The organism is Desulfovibrio legallii, assembly GCF_004309735.1.
GTDB lineage: Bacteria > Desulfobacterota > Desulfovibrionia > Desulfovibrionales > Desulfovibrionaceae > Desulfovibrio > Desulfovibrio legallii.
This window is the reverse complement of record NZ_SIXC01000009.1, coordinates 56,429-74,342: the sequence shown is the minus strand read 5'-3', so window position 1 is coordinate 74,342 and position 17,914 is coordinate 56,429. Positions and strand designations below refer to the sequence as shown.

17 protein-coding genes are annotated in these 17,914 nt (G+C 65.8%); 10 read left to right on the top strand and 7 right to left on the bottom strand.

Annotated features, from left to right (window positions below):
* Nucleotides 1–4: 4 nt before the first annotated feature.
* On the bottom strand, nt 5–385 hold the full coding sequence (locus EB812_RS08460) for a RidA family protein (RefSeq protein WP_118230053.1): 381 nt from the start codon (nt 383–385) through the stop codon (nt 5–7).
* Between the two features lie 222 nt (nt 386–607).
* Between EB812_RS08460 and ettA the strand changes: the two genes are divergently transcribed.
* The 7 genes from ettA (at nt 608) to EB812_RS08425 (ending at nt 8,950) form a co-directional block, all read left to right on the top strand.
* Nucleotides 608–2,290 (top strand): energy-dependent translational throttle protein EttA, encoded by a 1,683-nt coding sequence (gene ettA, locus EB812_RS08455; protein WP_118230054.1) that lies wholly within the window; start codon nt 608–610, stop codon nt 2,288–2,290.
* 43 nt (nt 2,291–2,333) lie between these two features.
* Nucleotides 2,334–3,902 (top strand): DUF4139 domain-containing protein, encoded by a 1,569-nt coding sequence (locus EB812_RS08450; protein WP_118230055.1) that lies wholly within the window; start codon nt 2,334–2,336, stop codon nt 3,900–3,902.
* A gap of 9 nt (nt 3,903–3,911) precedes the next feature.
* The gene (locus EB812_RS08445) at nt 3,912–4,949 is read left to right on the top strand and encodes a polysaccharide deacetylase family protein (protein ID WP_130958078.1); all 1,038 of its coding nucleotides are present in this window, start codon (nt 3,912–3,914) and stop codon (nt 4,947–4,949) included.
* 118 nt (nt 4,950–5,067) lie between these two features.
* Nucleotides 5,068–5,751 carry an HAD hydrolase-like protein gene (locus EB812_RS08440; RefSeq protein WP_242621248.1) on the top strand — a complete coding sequence of 228 codons (684 nt, stop codon included), beginning with the start codon at nt 5,068–5,070 and terminating at the stop codon, nt 5,749–5,751.
* 90 nt (nt 5,752–5,841) lie between these two features.
* Nucleotides 5,842–6,243 carry a DUF488 domain-containing protein gene (locus tag EB812_RS08435; protein ID WP_118230058.1) on the top strand — a complete coding sequence of 134 codons (402 nt, stop codon included), beginning with the start codon at nt 5,842–5,844 and terminating at the stop codon, nt 6,241–6,243.
* 200 nt (nt 6,244–6,443) lie between these two features.
* Complete coding sequence (locus EB812_RS08430; RefSeq protein ID WP_118230059.1) at nt 6,444–7,673, top strand: glycosyltransferase family 9 protein; 1,230 nt, start codon at nt 6,444–6,446, stop codon at nt 7,671–7,673.
* On the top strand, nt 7,673–8,950 hold the full coding sequence (locus tag EB812_RS08425) for a CgeB family protein (protein ID WP_118230060.1): 1,278 nt from the start codon (nt 7,673–7,675) through the stop codon (nt 8,948–8,950). The genes EB812_RS08430 and EB812_RS08425 overlap by 1 nt, the downstream gene beginning before the upstream one ends.
* A gap of 238 nt (nt 8,951–9,188) precedes the next feature.
* Here the strand turns inward: EB812_RS08425 and EB812_RS08420 are convergent, their stop codons facing one another.
* Both EB812_RS08420 and EB812_RS08415 read right to left on the bottom strand, forming a co-directional pair.
* Entirely contained in the window at nt 9,189–10,400 is a 1,212-nt protein-coding gene (locus tag EB812_RS08420) for an iron-containing alcohol dehydrogenase (RefSeq protein ID WP_118230061.1), read from the bottom strand.
* A 447-nt stretch (nt 10,401–10,847) separates the two neighbouring features.
* Complete coding sequence (locus EB812_RS08415; RefSeq protein WP_118230062.1) at nt 10,848–12,392, bottom strand: helicase HerA-like domain-containing protein; 1,545 nt, start codon at nt 12,390–12,392, stop codon at nt 10,848–10,850.
* Nucleotides 12,393–12,496: 104 nt separating this feature from the next.
* Between EB812_RS08415 and EB812_RS08410 the strand changes: the two genes are divergently transcribed.
* From EB812_RS08410 to EB812_RS08400, 3 genes are all read left to right on the top strand, one after another.
* Entirely contained in the window at nt 12,497–12,676 is a 180-nt protein-coding gene (locus EB812_RS08410) for a GntT/GntP/DsdX family permease (RefSeq protein ID WP_118230063.1), read from the top strand.
* Between the two features lie 85 nt (nt 12,677–12,761).
* Nucleotides 12,762–13,916 (top strand): glycerate kinase, encoded by a 1,155-nt coding sequence (locus tag EB812_RS08405; RefSeq protein WP_118230064.1) that lies wholly within the window; start codon nt 12,762–12,764, stop codon nt 13,914–13,916.
* Nucleotides 13,917–13,965: 49 nt separating this feature from the next.
* Nucleotides 13,966–14,220, top strand: a complete 255-nt coding sequence (locus EB812_RS08400) for a hypothetical protein (RefSeq protein ID WP_130958077.1) — start codon at nt 13,966–13,968, stop codon at nt 14,218–14,220.
* A gap of 18 nt (nt 14,221–14,238) precedes the next feature.
* On the opposite strand, the gene modD is transcribed toward EB812_RS08400, so the two are convergent.
* The 4 genes from modD to EB812_RS08380 form a co-directional block, all read right to left on the bottom strand.
* The gene (gene modD, locus EB812_RS08395; RefSeq protein ID WP_118230066.1) at nt 14,239–15,105 is read right to left on the bottom strand and encodes a ModD protein; all 867 of its coding nucleotides are present in this window, start codon (nt 15,103–15,105) and stop codon (nt 14,239–14,241) included.
* Nucleotides 15,106–15,538: 433 nt separating this feature from the next.
* On the bottom strand, nt 15,539–16,231 hold the full coding sequence (locus EB812_RS08390; protein ID WP_242621247.1) for a molybdate ABC transporter permease subunit: 693 nt from the start codon (nt 16,229–16,231) through the stop codon (nt 15,539–15,541).
* Complete coding sequence (modA, locus tag EB812_RS08385; protein ID WP_118230067.1) at nt 16,228–17,025, bottom strand: molybdate ABC transporter substrate-binding protein; 798 nt, start codon at nt 17,023–17,025, stop codon at nt 16,228–16,230. The genes EB812_RS08390 and modA overlap by 4 nt, the downstream gene beginning before the upstream one ends.
* On the bottom strand, nt 17,003–17,767 hold the full coding sequence (locus EB812_RS08380) for a molybdenum ABC transporter ATP-binding protein (RefSeq protein ID WP_118230068.1): 765 nt from the start codon (nt 17,765–17,767) through the stop codon (nt 17,003–17,005). The genes modA and EB812_RS08380 overlap by 23 nt, the downstream gene beginning before the upstream one ends.
* Nucleotides 17,768–17,914: the final 147 nt, after the last annotated feature.

The following is a 17,914-nucleotide window of genomic DNA, read 5'->3' as shown; positions in this document are numbered from 1 at the left end:
CCCCCTACAGAGCGGCCACGGCCTCTATTTCTACCTGTGCGCCCAGGGGCAGGGCGGCCACCTGCACGCAGGAGCGGGCCGGGCAGGGCGCGGTGAAATATTGCTTGTAGACTTCGTTAACAGCGCAAAAGTCCTTCATATCTGTAATGAACACCGTGGTTTTGACCACCTGGGCGGCGTCGAGCCCGCGCGCCTTGAGCAGGGCCATGACGTTTTTGCAGGCCTGGGCCGTCTGGGCGGCCACGTCGCCTTCCGCCAGTTTGCCGGTGGCGGGGTCCAGGGGGATCTGGCCCGAAAGAAACATCAGTCCGCCCGCGCAGACGGCCTGACTGTACGGCCCCACGGCGGCGGGGGCTGCGGCGGTGCTGACCACTTCCTTATTCATAGTGTGCTCCTTGCTGCAAAAGGGTATGTCCTGCGGGCGCTGCCAACGCGCTTCGGCCCGATGGGGTCGGGTCGCCACGGCCCGCCATCGCCCAAGAGTCGCACAGCCCGGCGCGGGAGTCAAAGCTCCGGCGGCCTTGAAAAAGCGCGCGCCTGCGGCTATGGTCGGCAAAACCGCTGCCGCGCCCGTGCGGACGGCGGATGACGGAAAACAGGGAGCATCATGAGCAACGAACCGGACAAGATCATCTATTCCATGATCCGCGTCAGCAAACGCCACGGCCAACGCGAAGTATTGAAGGATATTTCCCTTTCCTACTTCTACGGGGCCAAGATCGGCGTGCTGGGGCTCAACGGAGCGGGCAAATCCAGCCTGCTGAAAATTCTGGCGGGGGTGGACCAGGCCTTTGAGGGCAAGACCGTGCTGGCCCCGGGCTACAGCCTGGGCTACCTGGAGCAGGAACCTCTGGCCGGTGAAACGCGCACCGTGCGCGCAGTGGTGGAAGAGGGCGCGGCCGACCTGGTAGCCATTGCCCGCGAATTTGAAGAAATCAATGCTCGTTTCGCCGAACCTATGGAACCGGAGGAAATGGACGCCCTCATCGCCCGTCAGGCGCAGGTGCAGGAGCTCATGGACGCCAAAAACGTCTGGGATCTGGATTCCCGGCTGGAAATGGCCATGGACGCCCTGCGCTGCCCCCCCGGCGATATGCCCGTGGACCGCATCTCCGGCGGCGAGCGCCGTCGCGTAGCCCTTTGCCGGCTGCTGCTGCAGAACCCCGACATTTTGCTGCTGGACGAACCCACCAACCACCTGGACGCGGCCTCGGTGGCCTGGCTGGAGCGCTACCTTTCGTCCTTCCCCGGCACGGTCATTGCCGTGACCCACGACCGGTATTTTCTGGACAACGTGGCGGGCTGGATTCTGGAGCTGGACCGGGGCCGGGGCATCCCCTGGAAGGGCAACTATTCCTCATGGCTGGAGCAGAAGCAGAAGCGCCTGGCCAATGAGGACAAAACCGAGGCCCAGCGCCAGAAAACGCTGCAGCGCGAACTGGAATGGGTGCGCATGTCGCCCAAGGGGCGGCACGCCAAGGGCAAGGCCCGGCTCAATGCCTACGAGGCTATGCTCTCCCACGAAAGCGAACGCCGCGCGCCCGACCTTGAAATTTACATTCCGCCGGGACCGCGCCTGGGCAAGAGCGTCATTGAGCTGGATGGCGTGCGTAAAAGTCTGGGCGACCGGGTGCTTATGGACGGGCTTACGGCCGTCATCCCGCCGGGAGCCATTGTGGGCATTGTGGGGCCCAACGGCGCGGGCAAGACCACGCTTTTCAACATGCTGGCCGGACGGGAACAGCCCGATGCCGGCACGTTGCGCGTGGGCGAAAGCGTGCGCTTCGCCTATGTGGACCAGGGACGGGAATCCCTTACCCCCGGCAAGACCGTGTACGAGCTCATCAGTGAAGGCCGCGAAACCGTGACCCTGGGCGGCCGCGAGGTCAACGCCAGGGCTTATTGCACGCGCTTCAACTTCCACGGCGCGGACCAGCAGAAAAAGGTGGACGTGCTCTCCGGCGGAGAGCGCAACCGTCTGCACCTGGCGCGCATGCTCAAATCCGGGGCCAACGTGCTGCTGCTGGACGAACCCACCAATGATATTGACGTGAACACCATGCGCGCCCTGGAAGACGCCCTGGACAACTTCGCGGGCTGCGTGCTGGTCATCAGCCACGACCGCTGGTTCCTGGACCGCGTGGCCACGCACATCATGGCCTTTGAAGATAATGCCGAAGTAGTCTTTTTTGAAGGCAACTACACGGACTATGAGGACGACCGGCGTAAGCGCCTTGGTAAGGAAGCGGACACGCCCCACCGTCCCAAGTTCCGCAAGCTGACCCGCTGAGCTTCGGGCGCGGCCCGGACCGGCGGCGTACAGGAGAAACGTCATGACCCACCTGTTCCCCTCACAAAGGCCCGGCAACGGTCGCGCCCGCTCCCCGCTGGGCCGCATTGCGTGCGGCCTGGCCGCGCTGCTCCTCTGGGCCGCACCCGCCTTTGCCGTGGAAAGCCCCACGGCCCCCACGCCGCCCGCCAGCGTGCTGTTGTCGCCTTCCGGCGCACTGCTGGAGGTGGCGCATACGGCCCCCGTCCTTACAGAGAATGGCCGCAGCGTGCTGCAGTTCGTCCTGCCCGGTGGCGCGCGGGATCTGGACGTGCGCGTGCCTGGGCAGGTGCTGACCAGCTGGAGTACGAGCCCCTTGCCGCTGGCGACCGGCGGCGCGCTGGGCAAACAGCGGGCGGAACTGGAACACGGCGTGCGCGCGCTGGCCGGCAAGCTGGAGGCCGTCAAGGCTCGGCTGGCCCTCTGGCAGGGCGACACGCGCGGCCTTTCCGTGCAGGAATTGGCCGAACGCGACAAGCGCCTGAGTGATACCCTGCCCAACCTGTCTTATGAAAAGGCCGATCTGGAATACCGTCTGACCCTGGCGCAAGAGGCTCTTAAGCAACTGCCCCAGGCTCCGGATCTGGGGCAGCTGGTGTCCGTGGTCCTGCAGTCGCCGGTGAGCGAAACGGCCCTGCCCGTGCGCTACAGCTACAGCCTTCCCAATTGCGGCTGGCGGCCCGTGTATACCTTTGAAGCCACGCCAGACGCGGTCAGGGACGCCAAGACAAAGGTGCGTCTGCTGGCCGAAGTTTGGCAGTATTCCGGCATGGACTGGAGCAAAGCCCGGCTGACCCTGGCCAATGGCGCTGCCGGCCCGCGCGAACCCGCGCCCCTGCCGCGCTGGGTAGTGGAGGCCCGGCCCCAGCCCCAGCCTTTGGCCGCGCTCCGCACGGGTGAGACGCTGAGCTTTCCGGTGGTGGGGGCCGCCAAGGCGGACGCCGCCCCTGTGCGCCACGACGCGGGCGGGGTTTATGCCGTCTGGACGCCCAAAACCCCCGGCCTGGACCAGGGCAAGACGCGCCTGCTGCTGGCGGAGGACGTCTGGAAGACGCCCCTGCAGTGGGTGGCCCGGCCTACCGGCGGGCAGGGCCTGGTCTGGCTGCGGGCGCAGGCCACGCCCCCTGCGGGCACGGCCTGGCCCGACGGCGCGGCGGAATTTTTCATGGACGGGCAGCGGGTGGGCTCCGGCCTGTTCCAGCCGCGCGGCGCAACCACAGAACTCTTTTTCGGCCCGGACCCGCGCGTCAGCCTGCGCGTGACGGCAGACAGCCGGGGCCGCGGCGAAAGCGGCTTTGTGGGCAAGACCCGTACCTGGACCTGGGCCTGGACCTACGAAATCATCAACGCGCGTAAACAGGCCGTGCCCGTGCGGCTGGAACGCCCCTTGCCCGAAATTGTGGACAAGGACGTGCGCCTGAACACCAAAAACACCCCCCAGGCCAAGGAAGAACCCGCTGAACACCGGCTGGTCTGGGAGCTGGAAGCCCCTGCCGGGGGCAAGGCCACAGTGCGGCACGAACTGACCCTGAGCGCCCCGGCGGATATGCCCCTCGCGCCGGTGGCCCCGTAGGCGACGTCCATGAAGGCGCTGGGGGCCGTGGCGGCGGTCCTGTGCACGTTCTTCTGGTCCGTTGCGGCGGGGGCTGCCCCTGTCGCCTCTGCCGCAACGGCCGGAGCGCCCGTGGCGGCGTCCCCTGCCGCGCCCGTCGTTGTTGACCCCTGGGCGGAACAGCCCTGGGATCAGCGTCGGGCCCTGCCCAATGACAGCCGTCCGCCGAAGCGGCGCGAGCCTTTGCACATGCTGCCGCCCCTGCCCACGGACCCCGCCGCCGTGGGCATGGTCCGGCGGGTGGCCTTGCCGGACGGGCCCAAGGTGGCGGCCCTGACCTTCGACCTTTGCGAGCTGGACACCGTCACCACGGGCTACAACGCGGCCATTATCAACTTTTTGCGGGCCGAAAAGCTGCCCGCCACATTGTTTATGGGCGGCAAATGGATGCGCACCCACGCCGCGCGGGTGCGGCAAGTGCTGACGGAGCCCTTGTTTGAGGTGGGCAACCATGCCTGGAGCCACGGCAATTTTGCCCTGCTTTCGCCGGAGGGCATGCGGGCGCAGGTGCTCTGGACCCAGGCGCAGTACGAGCTTTTGCGCGAAGACGCGCTGGCGGCGGCGCGGGCCGTCGGCGGCCCGCAGCCTTCCATCCCGCCCGTGCCCGTGCTCTTTCGGCTGCCCTATGGCCGCTGTTCGCCGCAGGCGCTGGACCTGCTGGCCGGGCTGGGGCTGACCGTGGTACAGTGGGATGTGGTGGCCGAAGGGGGTGGGGACAACAGCGCGCCAAAGCAGGCGCTGGAAGTGGCCCGGCGGGTGCGTCCGGGGTCTATCCTGCTGTTCCATGCCAACCGTGTGCCCCACGGTTCGGCCGCGCTGCTGCGGGGCGTGGTGGCTGCCCTGCGAGCACAGGGCTACAGCTTTGTGACCGTGAGCCGACTGCTGCGCATGGGCGAGCCCCGGCGCACCACGGACGGCTATTTTACCGTGCCGGGGGATAATCACGCCCTGGATGGACGCTTCGGCGTGGACGGCACAGGGCGGCACACGCCCTTTACCGGACGTTGAGGCGGCCGGGGCGTGCAGCCCCCAATTCCTCGGCCCAATTTCTGCGGCCCGGTCCCGGCGGGCGCGCCCCTCTTGCGGCGCGGTCCTCCGGCCCATCCTGCCGCATCAGGAGAACATTGTGCGCAACCTTGCGACCTCCGGCCCGGAATCCTTGTGGCAGTATGTTTTTTTTGATCTGGACGGCACCGTCACCGCCTCCCACATGGGCATCATCCGCTCCGTGCAGTACGCCTTGCGGCAGATGGGGCGTCCCGTGCCGGAAGCGGAAGCCCTTATGCCGCTCATCGGCCCGCCTTTGCAGGAATCCTTCGGCAAGCTGTTGGGCGGGGATCCGGACCTGGCGCGGGAGGCCACCCGCCTGTATCGGGAATATTACACGGTTACGGGTATTTACGAAAATAAAGTCTATGACGGCGTGGAGGACCTGCTGCGCACCTTGCAGGAAGCCGGACGCATGCTCTGCCTGGCCACCTCCAAGCCGGAGCCTTTCGCCCGTCGCATTCTGCAGCATTTCGGCCTGGACGGTTATTTCAGCCAGGTGGCGGGCGCGGAGCTGGACGGCCGCCGCACGGGCAAGACGGAGGTGCTGCGTTACGCCGCCGCCCTTTGCGGCATGACGGACCCGGCCACGGGTCTTATGGTGGGCGACCGCAAATATGATGTGGCGGGTGCGCACAGCGTGGGCCTGGCCTGTGCGGGCGTGCTCTACGGCTACGGCAGCCGTGAAGAGCTGCAGGAAGCCGGCGCGGACTGGCTTTGCCCGGACCCGGCCTGTCTGCGTGAGCTGGTGCTGGGGCGCTGAGGCCGGAGGCGTGGTGGGGAGCGCGGCCCCGGTTCCGAGCGCCCGGACGCGGGCGGCAGAAAATGGCAGGATCCCTGCCCGGAGGAATGCATGGTGCAGATAACCCTTGCCCGCGTGTACGACCGGCCCGGTCCAGAAGCGGGCTTTCGCGTCCTGGTGGACAGGGTCTGGCCGCGCGGAGTGGCCCGCGTCGGCGCGCCCTGGGACGTGTGGCTCAAGGAGCTGGCCCCTTCTACGGCCCTGCGGCAGTGGTTCGCCCACGACCGGGCCCGGTGGGAGCCCTTCCAGGAGCGGTATTTTCAGGAGCTGGACGCCGACGCCCCAGCCCGCGCGGCCCTGGAAGAACTGCGGGGGCTGCTGGCCCGGCACGCCGCGCTGGTCCTGCTGTATGCGGCCAAGGATGTGGAGTGCAACAATGCCGTGGCCCTGCGGCGCTATCTGCAGGAACGCGGCGGCGACCAGGTTGCCGCCCACGGCGCGGCCTTGCCCTGAAGTCGCGCAGCGCAGAGTTCTTTTGTGCAAAAGGCGTTGCGCCCGGCAAGCGTGAACGGGCCGCGTTCTTCCGGGCGTTTCCGGACCGGGGATGCCCGGCCTGTGCTCAGAAAATAAAAGAAGTTGCGGAGGTGGGGCGCTTTTGCCGCCCCTTTCCGCAGCAAAAGCAACTCCTCCAACCTGTTCCATGGTGGGGCGACATGGCGGCATTTTTGGTATTGCAGGCGGCGCGCTTCGGCGATCTGGTTCAGAGCGGGCGGCTGTTGCGCGGGTTGCAGGCGCAGGGAGAAACACACTTGGCCGTGGACGCGGGCTTGGCCCCTCTGGCCCGGCTGCTCTATCCCTTTGCCCAGGTCTGGGAATTGGCCCTGCACGGGCGGCCCACGGGCGCGGCCCTGGCGCGCAATCGAGAAGTTTTGGCCCAGTGGCGGCGGCAGGACTATGCGGCGGTTTACAACTGCAATTATTCCGGGTTGACGGCGGCGCTCTGTCGGGTTTTCGCGCCGGAGCAGGTACACGGCTACCGGCCCACGCCGGGCGGCCTGCTGCGTTCGCCTTGGGCCGCCCTGGGTTTCGGGCTGAGCGCCCGGCGGGCGGAAACGCCCCTCAACCTGGTGGACTTCTGGGGCCATTTCTGCGCGGAGCCGGCCTTGCCCGCAGCCGTCAATCCCCGGCCCCTGCCGGGGGGCGGCGGCATCGGGGTAGTGCTGGCAGGGCGGGAAGCCCGCCGTTCCCTGTCTTTGCCGATGCTGACCCAGCTGCTGCCGGCGGTTTTTCGCCTGTTGGGCGGCCCTGCGGTGTTCTTGCTGGGCACGGCGGCGGAACAGCCCGCCGCCCGGCGGCTGCGGCGTCTGTTGCCGACGCAGGTGCAGGAGCGCGTCCGGGACCTGTGCGGCAAAACGGACTGGCCGGGGCTGACGGCGGCGCTGACTGGCCTGGACCTGCTGCTCACGCCAGACACGGGCACCATGCATTTGGCCGCGCGCCTTGGCGTGCCGGTGCTGGCCTTTTTTCTCTCCTCGGCCTGGGCGCACGAAACCGGCCCCTACGGTCCGGGGCACCATGTCTGGCAGGCGGCTTTGCCCTGCGCGCCGTGTCTGGAGTCCGCGCCCTGTCCCAGGGGCACGGCCTGCGGCAAACCTTTGGCGTCGGCGGACGTGCTGCGCTCCGTGGCCGCTGTGCTGCGGGGCGGGCCCGTGCCGCCCCCGCCGCCGGGGCTGCAGGTCTGGCGCACAGGGCTGGACGTTCTGGGCGGCCGTCTGGATCTGCTGGCCGGTGAGGACGCCCACGCGGCAGCGCGGGCGCACTGGCGGGCCTTGCTGTTCCGGCGTCTGCGGCTGCCGGATGCGTCGGAACAGGGGAATACGCCCGCGCCGGAATGGTTTGCCCCGGATGCGGGCTGGATGTTGCCGCCAGGGAGGTATTGCTGATGTCCGCCACGTCGTTGCGCATTCTTGTGGTGCTGCCCATGTACGGAGGATCTCTGCCCATCGGGCGCTACTGCGCCGCCGCTCTGCGCGGTCTGGGGCATCAGGTGCGCGTATTTGACGCGCCGCTGCTGTACCCGGCCTTTACCGGCGTGCGCGGTCTGGGGCTGGCCCCGGCCCCGGCCGGACAGCTGGAAAACGCCTTTCTGCAGTTCGTTTCGCAAGCCGTCTGGGCTATGGTGCGGGAGCAGGAACCCCATCTGGTGCTGGCTCTGGCCCAGGCCCCGCTGGGGCGCGGGCTGCTGCAGCGCCTGCGCCGGGCCGGGGTGCGCACGGCCATGTGGTTTGTGGAGGACTACAAGGTCTTTGAGTACTGGCGGGCCTTTGCTCCCCTTTACGACCTGTTTGCGGTCATCCAGAAGGCGCCTTTTTTCTCCCTGCTGGCCGGGGCGGGGCAGCCCAATGCCCTGTACCTGCCCCTGGCGGCTCTGCCGGAGTTTCATCGTCCCCAGGAACTCAGCCCGGAGGAACAGCGGGAATACGGCGCGGACATCGGCTTTCTGGGCGCGGGGTACCCCAACCGGCGGCGGGCCTTCCGCAGCCTGGTGGGGCGGGATTTCAGGATCTGGGGGTCGGATTGGGAGAACGAGCCCTTGCTTGCCCCGCACTTGCAGCGCCAGGGCGCGCGTATCGGGGAGGAGGAGTGCGTCAAAATCTACAACGCCACCCGCGTGAACCTCAATCTGCATTCCAGCGTGAGCGATGCGGATGTGGTCGCCCAGGGTGACTTTGTCAATCCGCGCACCTTTGAGCTGGCCGCCGCCGGGGCCTTTCAGCTGGTGGACGCGCGCGCTCTTTTGCCGGAATTGTTCGCCCCCGGAGAGCTGGCCACTTTCACCTCCCTGCCGGAAATGCTGCTGGGCATTGATTATTACCTGGCCCACCCCGAAGAACGCCGGGCCATAGCCCAGCGCGGCCGGGAGCGCGTGCTGGCGGAGCACACCTACGCCCGCCGCATGGAAACCCTGCTTGCGGCTGTGGCGGATTGCCTGGGCCCCTGGCCGGAGGCGGAGGCCCCAAAGGCGGCGGACTGCGGCGCTGCAGCCCTGCCGCCAGACCTAGCGGCAGGGCTGCAAAATATGGTGCACAGCCTGGGCCTGGGCCCCCACGCGGGCTTTGCCGATGTGGTGGCCGCCCTGCGGGCCCGCAGCGGCGTACTGAACGAAGCCGAAGCCGGCCTGCTTTTTTTGGATGAGTGGCGCAAGCAGTACAGGCGCTAGAGCAGTTTACAAATGAAATGAGTTAATTGCTCTGCAAGGATTTTCTTGAAAATCCTTGCCACGAAATGCGAGAAGGCAGGCTTTTGCCTGCCGTAAGCGAGCATTTCAAGTGTTAACTACTCTAGGGCATTTCAATTTTGAAAAGCCCTGGCGGTTGCCTACGCAGACGCCCACCGTGGAGGCGCAAGTGCAAGGGGGCCTTTCGGCCCCCTTTGTCATGCTGCGCGCCTCCGGGCTGTCAGGCCAGTGGACGCAGCGAGGTGGTGTAGATGCGGGCCACGCGCTCCCTGGAGGCCTTGACCGGAGCCACGGAGAGCAGCAGGCTCAGCGACGGGGTCTGTTCCACCAGGTCGCAGAAGCGGGGCACGTCTGTTTCCTGCACGCCTATGTCCTCCAGCTTCTGAGGTACGCCCACGGCCGCGAGCCAGGCTTCCACGGCACGGGCGGCTTCGTGGGCCTCTGCGGGCACGCCCTGGAGGTCGGGGGCCAAGGGCTGCAGGATATGGGCCAGCAGGCCGGGGCGGGCCGGGTAACATTCCAGAATCACGGCGGGCAGCAGTACGGCCAGGCCCAGACCGTGGGCCAACTGCGGGCAGACGGCGCTCAGCGGGTGCTCCAGGGCATGAGTAAAGTGCAGCAGGCCGTTGTCAAAGGCTACGCCCGCCTGCAGGGCGGCAAAGCACAACTCGTAGCGCGCCCTGAGGTTGGCCGGATTTTCCAGCGCCTTGGGCAGCCAGGTGTGCACCAGGCGGATGGTTTCGCGCGCCAGCAGCACGGCCAGAGGGTTGGAGACCGTGCTGGTGGCCGCCTCTATCACATGATTGACGGCGTCAATGGAAACATAGCGGGTCTGGTCTGGGGCCAGGGCCGCCATGAGGGCCGGATCGTCGATGGCGTAGCGCGGGTAGATGCAGTCGTAGGCAATGGCGGGCTTATAATTGAGCTTCGTCACCGTGGCCACGGCAAAGCGGTTGACCTCACTGCCCGTGCCGTGGGTCAGGTTGACGGCCACGATGGGCAGGGCCTTTTCAGGCGTAAAGCGGAAGCAGTAGAGGTCTTCGGCGGTCTTGTCCGGATAGGCCAGCATAATGGCGGCGCTCTTGGCGCAGTCGATGGGGCTGCCGCCGCCGATGGCCAGGACCGCTCCCACGCCCCGTGCGCGGCCCAGGGCCGTGGCCTCGTCCACGCTGTCGGTAGTGGGGTTGGGCGTCACCTTATTGTACAGGGCCAAGGCCATACCCTGACGGGAAGCCGCTGCCTCCAGCTTGTCCCAGGCGCCCGTGACCTTGTAGGCATGCCCGCCCGTGACGCAGAGCAGGGCGTTGATGCCCTCCTGGCGGAATTGGGCCAGAATGTCGTCGAGCTTGTCAATGGCGCCCACGCCCAGGTATGCTGTAGTCTTGACGCGCAGTTCCCGTACCGCATTGTAGTCGCAAGCCTCATCCCACATGGTTTCCTCCTTATTTCACCGGGCGTCCAGGATATGCGCAGGGCAGATCCTGGGCGCCTGATGAATTGATATTTTTTTCACAAGAAAAAAATACGCCTGCCGTGCGGGGGAGTAAAGGGCTGTGGTGGGGGCTATAGGCGCAAAAGGGGAAGATGGATGGGAATAAGGTAATAATTTTATTTTGTTATATGTATAACGGGGTTGTTAAAAAAATTACAAGCAACTGCGCAGGACAAAAAGGCAGTATGCTGACTGCCGCCAACAGCCAGGGACGTGCTGCCCCTATGCGTCTGAGGGCCGACGGACGTTAGAGCAGTTAGCGAATGAAATGAGCTAACTGCTCTGCAAGGATTTTCTTGAAAATCCTTGCCACGAAATGCGAGAAGGCAGGCTTTTGCCTGCCGTAAGCGAGCATTTCAAGTGTTAAATGCTCTAGGGGCGCGCGCTTCAGCGGCGCGAGCCCAGAATGCCGCCCATGAGACCGCGCAGAATTTTTCTGCCGATTTCCCGGCCGATGGTGGTACTGACCGTGCGGGCCATGCGCAGGGACAAATCGCTGACCACATCGCCCAGATCCGGGTTTTCTCTGGCTTCGCGCCGGGCCCGGCGTTCCGCTTCGCGCTCCTGTTTTTCTGTTTCCCTAGCCTGCTTTTCCGCCGCTTTGGCCGCTTGCGCCTGCCGGACGGCCGCCTCTTTTTGTCGGAAGTGGGCCTCCAGCCGTTCGTAGGCCGATTCCCGGTCCAGGGGCGCATCATAGCGGCCTGCCAGACGCGAGGTCCGCAGTACTGCTTCCCGTTCCGCGTCCGTAACGGCCCCCACCCGGCTTTCGGGCGGGAGAATGAGGGCCCGCTCCGTCATGCCGGGCTTGCCCCTGGGGTCTAGGAAGGAAACCAGAGCTTCGCCCGTGCCCAGTTGCGGGATGACCGCTTCGGGGTCCAGGGCCGGATTTTCCCGAAAGCTCCGGGCTGCGGCGCGCAGGGCCTTCTGTTCCTGCGGCGTGTAGGCGCGCAGGGCGTGCTGCACCCGGTTGCCCAGTTGGGCCAGCACTGCGCCCGGCACGTCCAGAGGGTTCTGGGTGCTGAAATAGACCCCCACGCCCTTGGAGCGGATAAGCCGTACCACCTGCGCCATTTTGTCCAGCAGGGCTTCGGGCGCGTCGTCAAACAGCAGATGGGCTTCGTCAAAGAGCAGTACCAGGCGCGGTCTTTCAGGGTCGCCCACTTCGGGCAGCTGCTCAAACAGCTCTGAAAGCAGCCAGAGCAGCACGGCGGCGTAGAGGCGGGGCCGCTGCATGAGCTCCCGCGCGTCCAGAATATGAACCAGGCCGCGCCCCCGCAGATCCTGGAGCAGCAGGTCTTCCAGGCGCAGGGCCGGTTCGCCGAAGAATTTGTCCCCGCCTTCTTCCTCCAGGCGCAGCAGGCCGCGCTGGATGGCCCCGATGCTGGCCGCGCTCACATTGCCGTAGGTATTGCGGAAGGAAGCGGCGTTTTCGCTGGCGTAGGCCACCATGCTGCGCAGATCTTTGAAATCCAGCAGCAGCAGGCCCTGGTCATCGGCCATGCGGAAGACCAAGTGCAGAACATCGGCCTGTACGGGGCTGCAGTCCAGCAGACGGCTGAGCAGCAGGGGGCCCATATCGCTTACTGTGGCGCGCAGGGGGTGGCCGCGCTGTCCGGTCACGTCCCAGAAGCAGACAGGATAGGCCTGGTTGACATAGCCCTTGTCCCGCAGGCCCAGGTCCGCCACGCGTGCGGCAATGCCGCCCGTGGGCTGCCCGGCCTGGCTCAGGCCGCCCAGGTCGCCTTTGACGTCAGTCATAAAAACAGGCGTGCCCAGCAGGCTGAAATTTTCCGCCAGGGTCTGGAGGGTGACGGTTTTGCCCGTGCCGGTAGCCCCGGTCACCAGGCCGTGCCGGTTGCCCATGCCCGGCGTAAGGCAGATTTCCCGTCCCGCCGCCATGGCCACACATATTTTTTTATCGCTGGTCAGCATGCCGTCCTCCCGTCAAGGCATAGGGGTGCCGCCTTGTTGTAGCGAGAAATCGGCGCAAAGACAAAGGGGCCTTCCGGGGAGAGACGCCCCCCCTGGCTTCCCTTATGCTGGTTATCGGCGCCGGGGCCATCGGCGCTTCACACGTCACAGATTCCGGCTTCTGGTTCGTCAAGGAGTCCCTTGGCATTCCCATGGGCTCCATGTACGCTACCTATACCGCCGGAACGACCATAGCGGCAGTGCTTGGTCTTATCGGCACGTTGCTGCTTTCCATGTTCCTGTAAGCCTGTTTCCCGGTCTCCTCCCCGGACCGGGAAACACACGCACGGGCCCCTTCCCGCCAATCTGTCTTTTCCACAAGGAACAGATATGAAAATCGTCATCGCGCCGGATTCGTACAAGGAATGTCTGTCAGCCGTGCAAGTGGCTGCGGCCATTGAACAGGGTTTCCGTGAAATCTTTCCAGACGCCGTTTTTGTTGCCGTGCCCGTGGCCGACGGCGGGGAGGGCACCGTGGACGCCATGGTGGCGGCTACCAAGGGCCGCCGCGAGACCGTGACGGTCAAGGGCCCCTTGGGGGCGCCCGTCGAAGCCGGCTACGGCCTGACGGGCGACGGCTCTACGGCGGTTATTGAAATGGCCGCCGCCAGCGGACTTGGGCTTGTGCCGCTTGCCAAGCGCAATCCGCTCTATACCACCAGTTACGGCACGGGGCAGCTTATCCGCGCGGCCCTTGACGCAGGAGCGCGCAAATTCATCCTCGGCATCGGCGGTAGCGCCACCAATGAGGGTGGGGCCGGCATGCTGCAGGCGCTCGGCGTGCGGCTGCTCAAGGCCGACGGCCGGGAAATAGAGCCCACTGGCCAAGGCTTGGGTGAGCTGGCCGCCATTGATATGTCCGACTTTGACAGCCGGTTGCAAGACGCCGTGATCGACGTGGCCTGTGATGTGGACAACCCCCTGTGCGGTCCGCGCGGGGCTTCGGCCATTTTCGGCCCCCAGAAGGGCGCCACGCCGGATCTGGTGGAGCGGCTGGACGGCTATCTGCGGAACTTTGCCGCCATAACCCTCCGCGACCTGGGCGTAAATATGGCGGACATGCCCGGTGCGGGAGCCGCCGGAGGCATGGGCGCCGCCATATACGCCTTTCTGGGCGGGCGTCTGCGCCCCGGCAGCGAAATCGTCACCGAGGCCGTGGGGCTTGACGCTGCGGTCAGCGACGCGGATCTGGTCATCACCGGCGAAGGGCGCATCGACGGGCAGACGGCCTTTGGCAAAACGCCTGTGGGCGTGGCCCGCGTTGCCAAACGCCATAACAAGCCCGTTATTGCCATCGGCGGTTCACTGCGAAGCGACGTGGGCGCTGTTTTCGCGCACGGCATCGACGCCGTTACCAGCGTGCTGTACCGCCCTTGCAGCATTGATGAAGCATTGGCCGAAGGCGGAGAAAACCTGCGCATGGCCGCGCGTAATGTCGCCTCTATGGTCGCTGTAGGCCTGGGACTGAACGGAAGGGCGCGCTGACATGCCCGGCGCTTACGGGGCAAGCTGGCACGCGCACCCGGCGTACAACATGTGTTTTCTCTGCGCTATGGCCGCCGCCTGGGGAATGTACGCCCTTATCTATCTGGCGGGCATTCCCTGGGCTTCGCAGCAGGCCAATGTGCTGGTTTTTGCCATAGCGGGGCTGTGTTTCATTTTTATTTTTGTGCTGCCCCGCTATGGCCTGAAACCCACGGTCGTGCGCTATGCCGTCATGGCCGTCACCCTGATTCCCTCTCTGGCCAACGGTCAGGAATTGGTGCGTCAGAGTGGTTTTCTGGATTAGGGCGAGGGCGCGTTAAAGCTACTCTGCCCCGCAGGCAGCCCGCATGACGACCTTGATGTCCGCAGGTCGGCCGAAGTAGGGCCAGGTGGTTACCAGCACGTCCACGCCCGTGGCGGCATAGGCGGCGGCATTGTCGCCGTTAACGCCGCCCGCCGCCAGAATGGTGATGGCCGGAGCTGCGGCCCGCAGGGCGCGCACGGTTTCCGTCAGTACGGGCAGCGGGAATTTCTCGCACTGGATGACGTCCGCGCCGGCCCTGGCCAGCAGCAGGGCTTCTTCGGGCGTGTCCACCTCCACGGCGATTTTGCGTTCGGGCATGGCCTGCCGCCATTGTTCCCAGTGGGCTGCCAGAGCTTTGGCGCCGCCGTCCGCCAGAAAGGCGCGGTGCTGGGCAAAGATGAGGATGGAGTCGGAAAGCCCCTGGCGGTGTACCGTGGCCCCGCCGCAGCAGGCGGCTTCCAGGCAGACGCGCTTGGCCCCCGGCAGGTTTTTGCGGGTCACGGCCACCTGCACGCGCGGGTTGGCGGCCCGGGCCCGCTCCACCATGAGGGCGGCGCGTCCGGCAATGCCGCTCATATATTCCATGAGGCTCTGGCAGGCCTTCCAGCAGCGGTGCAGATCGGCGGCGGCCCCGCGGGCCGTAAGAAAAACTTCGCCGCCGCGCGGGCGTGCGCCGTTGCCGGCCGTGGCCGTGACCGCCAGACCCTGGTCGCGGAGCAGCCAGGCCGCTTCGTCCGCGCCGCCGAGCACGCAGTCCGCTTTGGGCGCAAAGGTCATAACCCCGCGCTGTGCGCCTATGCGCAGGAGGTCTACGGTCAGGTCCAGACCGGGACAATCCTCGTTGAGCAGAGCCCGCAGCCATTGGGGATCGGGAGGCAGATACATAAACAACTCCTTTGAATACCGGTGGATGTTGTAAAATGGCGGAAACCGCCTCCAGAACCCGCCGTCGGCACGGCCGTGACAACGCGCCCCCGCGTCCTCACGGAGCAGACCTGCGTCTGCTCCGGGTTCGTTGTTTCCCCCGTGTCGCGCGTTCCAAAGTCTGGACAGTTTCGGTTGCAGGCCGTGCCGTCCGTTAGAGCATTTAACACTTGAAATGCTCGCTTACGGCAGGCAAAAGCCTGCCTTCTCGCATTTTGTGGCAAGGATTTTCAAGAAAATCCTTGCAGAGCAGTTAGCTCATTTCATTCGTTAACTGCTCTAGGGCCGTGGCCGCGTGACGCCTTCATTGGATGGAGTCCAGCTTGCGCCTCTGGTTTTGGGGCGTCAAGGGCGTCCGGCGCGGGGTCTTTGCGCCTGTCGGGCTGCAAGGCCCTCAGAAGGTCCGGCGCTGACACCAATCCATGCCCAGATAGAGCAGCAGGCTGACCACGGCCAGCAAGGCGCAGAGCAGCCCGGCGCGTTCAAATTCGCCGCTGGAGACGGCGTTGAACACTTCCAGGGACAAGGTATTGGTGCGGCCTGCAATATTGCCGCCCAGCATGAGGCTCATGCCCACCTCACCCAGGGCGCGGGTGAGGCCCAGCAACAGGCCCGCGCCCAGCCCGTGCCGGATAAGGGGCACGGTGACGCGGAAAAAACAGGAGGCGGGTCCGGCCCCGCAAACGCGGGCGGCCTGGCGCAGGCGCTGCAGCTCCGGATGGCCCAGGGCCGTTTGCACTGGCTTGACCACCAGGGGCAGACCAGCCAACCAGGCGGCCAGAATGATGCCTCCTTCAGAAAAAACCAGGCGTACGCCCAGGGTCTTCCACAGCAACAGTCCTCCCCAGCCGTTGCGGCCCAGAAACATGAGCAGCAAAAAGCCCATGGCCATGGGCGGAAAGACCAGCGGCAGGGTCACCAGAAAATTGACCGCCCGGCGCAGAGCGGGCTTAGGGCTCTGGGCCAGGGCGGCCAGGGGGATGGCTGTGAGGCCGTGCAAAAGCAGACAGGCCGTGCAGACGCGCAGGGTCAGCAGCAGAGAGAAGCGGACCTCCGGCGTGCCGAGCACAGCCCAGATTTCGTTCACGGGCGGGCTTCAGGCCGCAGGCCGTGCTTGCGGCAGACGGCCAGGGCCTCCGGCGTGGCCAAAAATTCCATAAAGGCGCGCACGCCTGGGGCGTCTTCCTGTCCCTGCACCACGCCGGCCACCAGCAGCAGCGGTTCATAATCCTTGCGGATCTCCATCCAGCCGCCGATCTTTTGGCCTTGTTTGCGTACAATGGCCTCGTTCACAAAGCCCGCGTCCAGATCACCCGAAACCAGATAGGAGAAGACCTGTGGCACGGTGGAGAACATGGCCACTTTGTCCTTGACCGTGGGCATGAGTCCGCTGCCTTTGAGAAAAGCCACGGCGGCCCGGCCGTAGATGGCGGCCTTGGCGTCCGGATGGCCGATTTTGGTCACCTGCGCGCCGCGCAGATCCTGTGGGCTGTGCAAGCTCAGACCCTTGCGCCAGGCCAGCACCAGCACGGCCTCGCCCAAGGGCTGAAAGCGCGCAAAGCGCACATCCGAAGCCTTGAGGCTGACCTTGTCCGAAATGACGATGGTGGCGCCGCTGCCGGCTTTGACCTGCTCCAGCATCTGGCCGATGTTGCCGCTGTACATTTGCGCGGGCTGCTGCCCGGTCTTCCGGGCGTAGAGGGCGCAGAGATCCTGCACCATGGCCTTATAGCCCAGGCCTGTGGTCACGGCCGGCGCACCTGCCGCAGCGCTGCAGGGGGTCGGTCCTGTCGGGCCGGAAACGAGCGTCAGCGCCAGCAGCATCAGGGCCGGGGCCAGGGCTGCCCCAAAGCGAAAATCAGGCCACATGCGATGTTTCATGGAAAATCTCTCCTGTGGGATAAAAAGTGTCCATGGGCAAGAGCCCCAGCCGCCGCGCTTCAGCCAGGGTGGGGGCCACCGGCCCCTGCGCCGCCAGCCGCCCCGCCTGCAACAACAGCATGGCGGAGCCCAGAGCCAGAGCCTCCCCCGGCGCGTGGGTCACATAGAGCACGGGCAGATCCCAGTGCTCTGGAATCCGGGCCAGATAGGCGAGCAGATCGCGTTTCAGAGTCATGTCCAGGGCCGCCAAAGGTTCGTCCATAAGCAGCAGCCGCGGGCGGCAGAGCAAGGCCCGGCCCACGGCCACGCGCTGCCGTTCGCCGCCCGAAAGCGTGGCCGGGGCGCGCTCCAGCAGGGGGAGGATGTCCAGCAGGCGCGCCACGTTTTCCAGGTCCGGCGCGTGTCGCCTTTGACCTGCATCAACATTGCGGTGGTAGCGCAGGCCGAAACAGAGGTTCTCCCGCACGTTCAGATGCGGAAAAAGGCGGGCGTCCTGAAACACATAGCCCAGGCCACGGGCTTCGGGCGGCAGGTTGACCCCGGCCGCAGCGTCAAACAAAATTTTGTTGTCACAGGCTATGCGCCCGGCATCTGGCGTTTCCAGCCCGGCTATGCAGTTGATGAGGGTGCTCTTGCCCGAACCGGACGGGCCGAAGACCACGCAGACCCCTCCGCGCGGCACACGGAAGCGCAGACGCAGGGCAAAATCCTCCCGCGCTTTGGCGATATCCACCTCCAGCATGGGCGTTCCCCCCGGATGTCAGTACGTGAATTTACAAAGCTATATAACATTATCCAGAGGTTAGTGACCGCACAAGGCGCACACGCTTTTGTCTGAAAGCGTGCAGAGCAGGGAGATTGCAGGGCAGGGGGAAGGGGAAAGATTGTG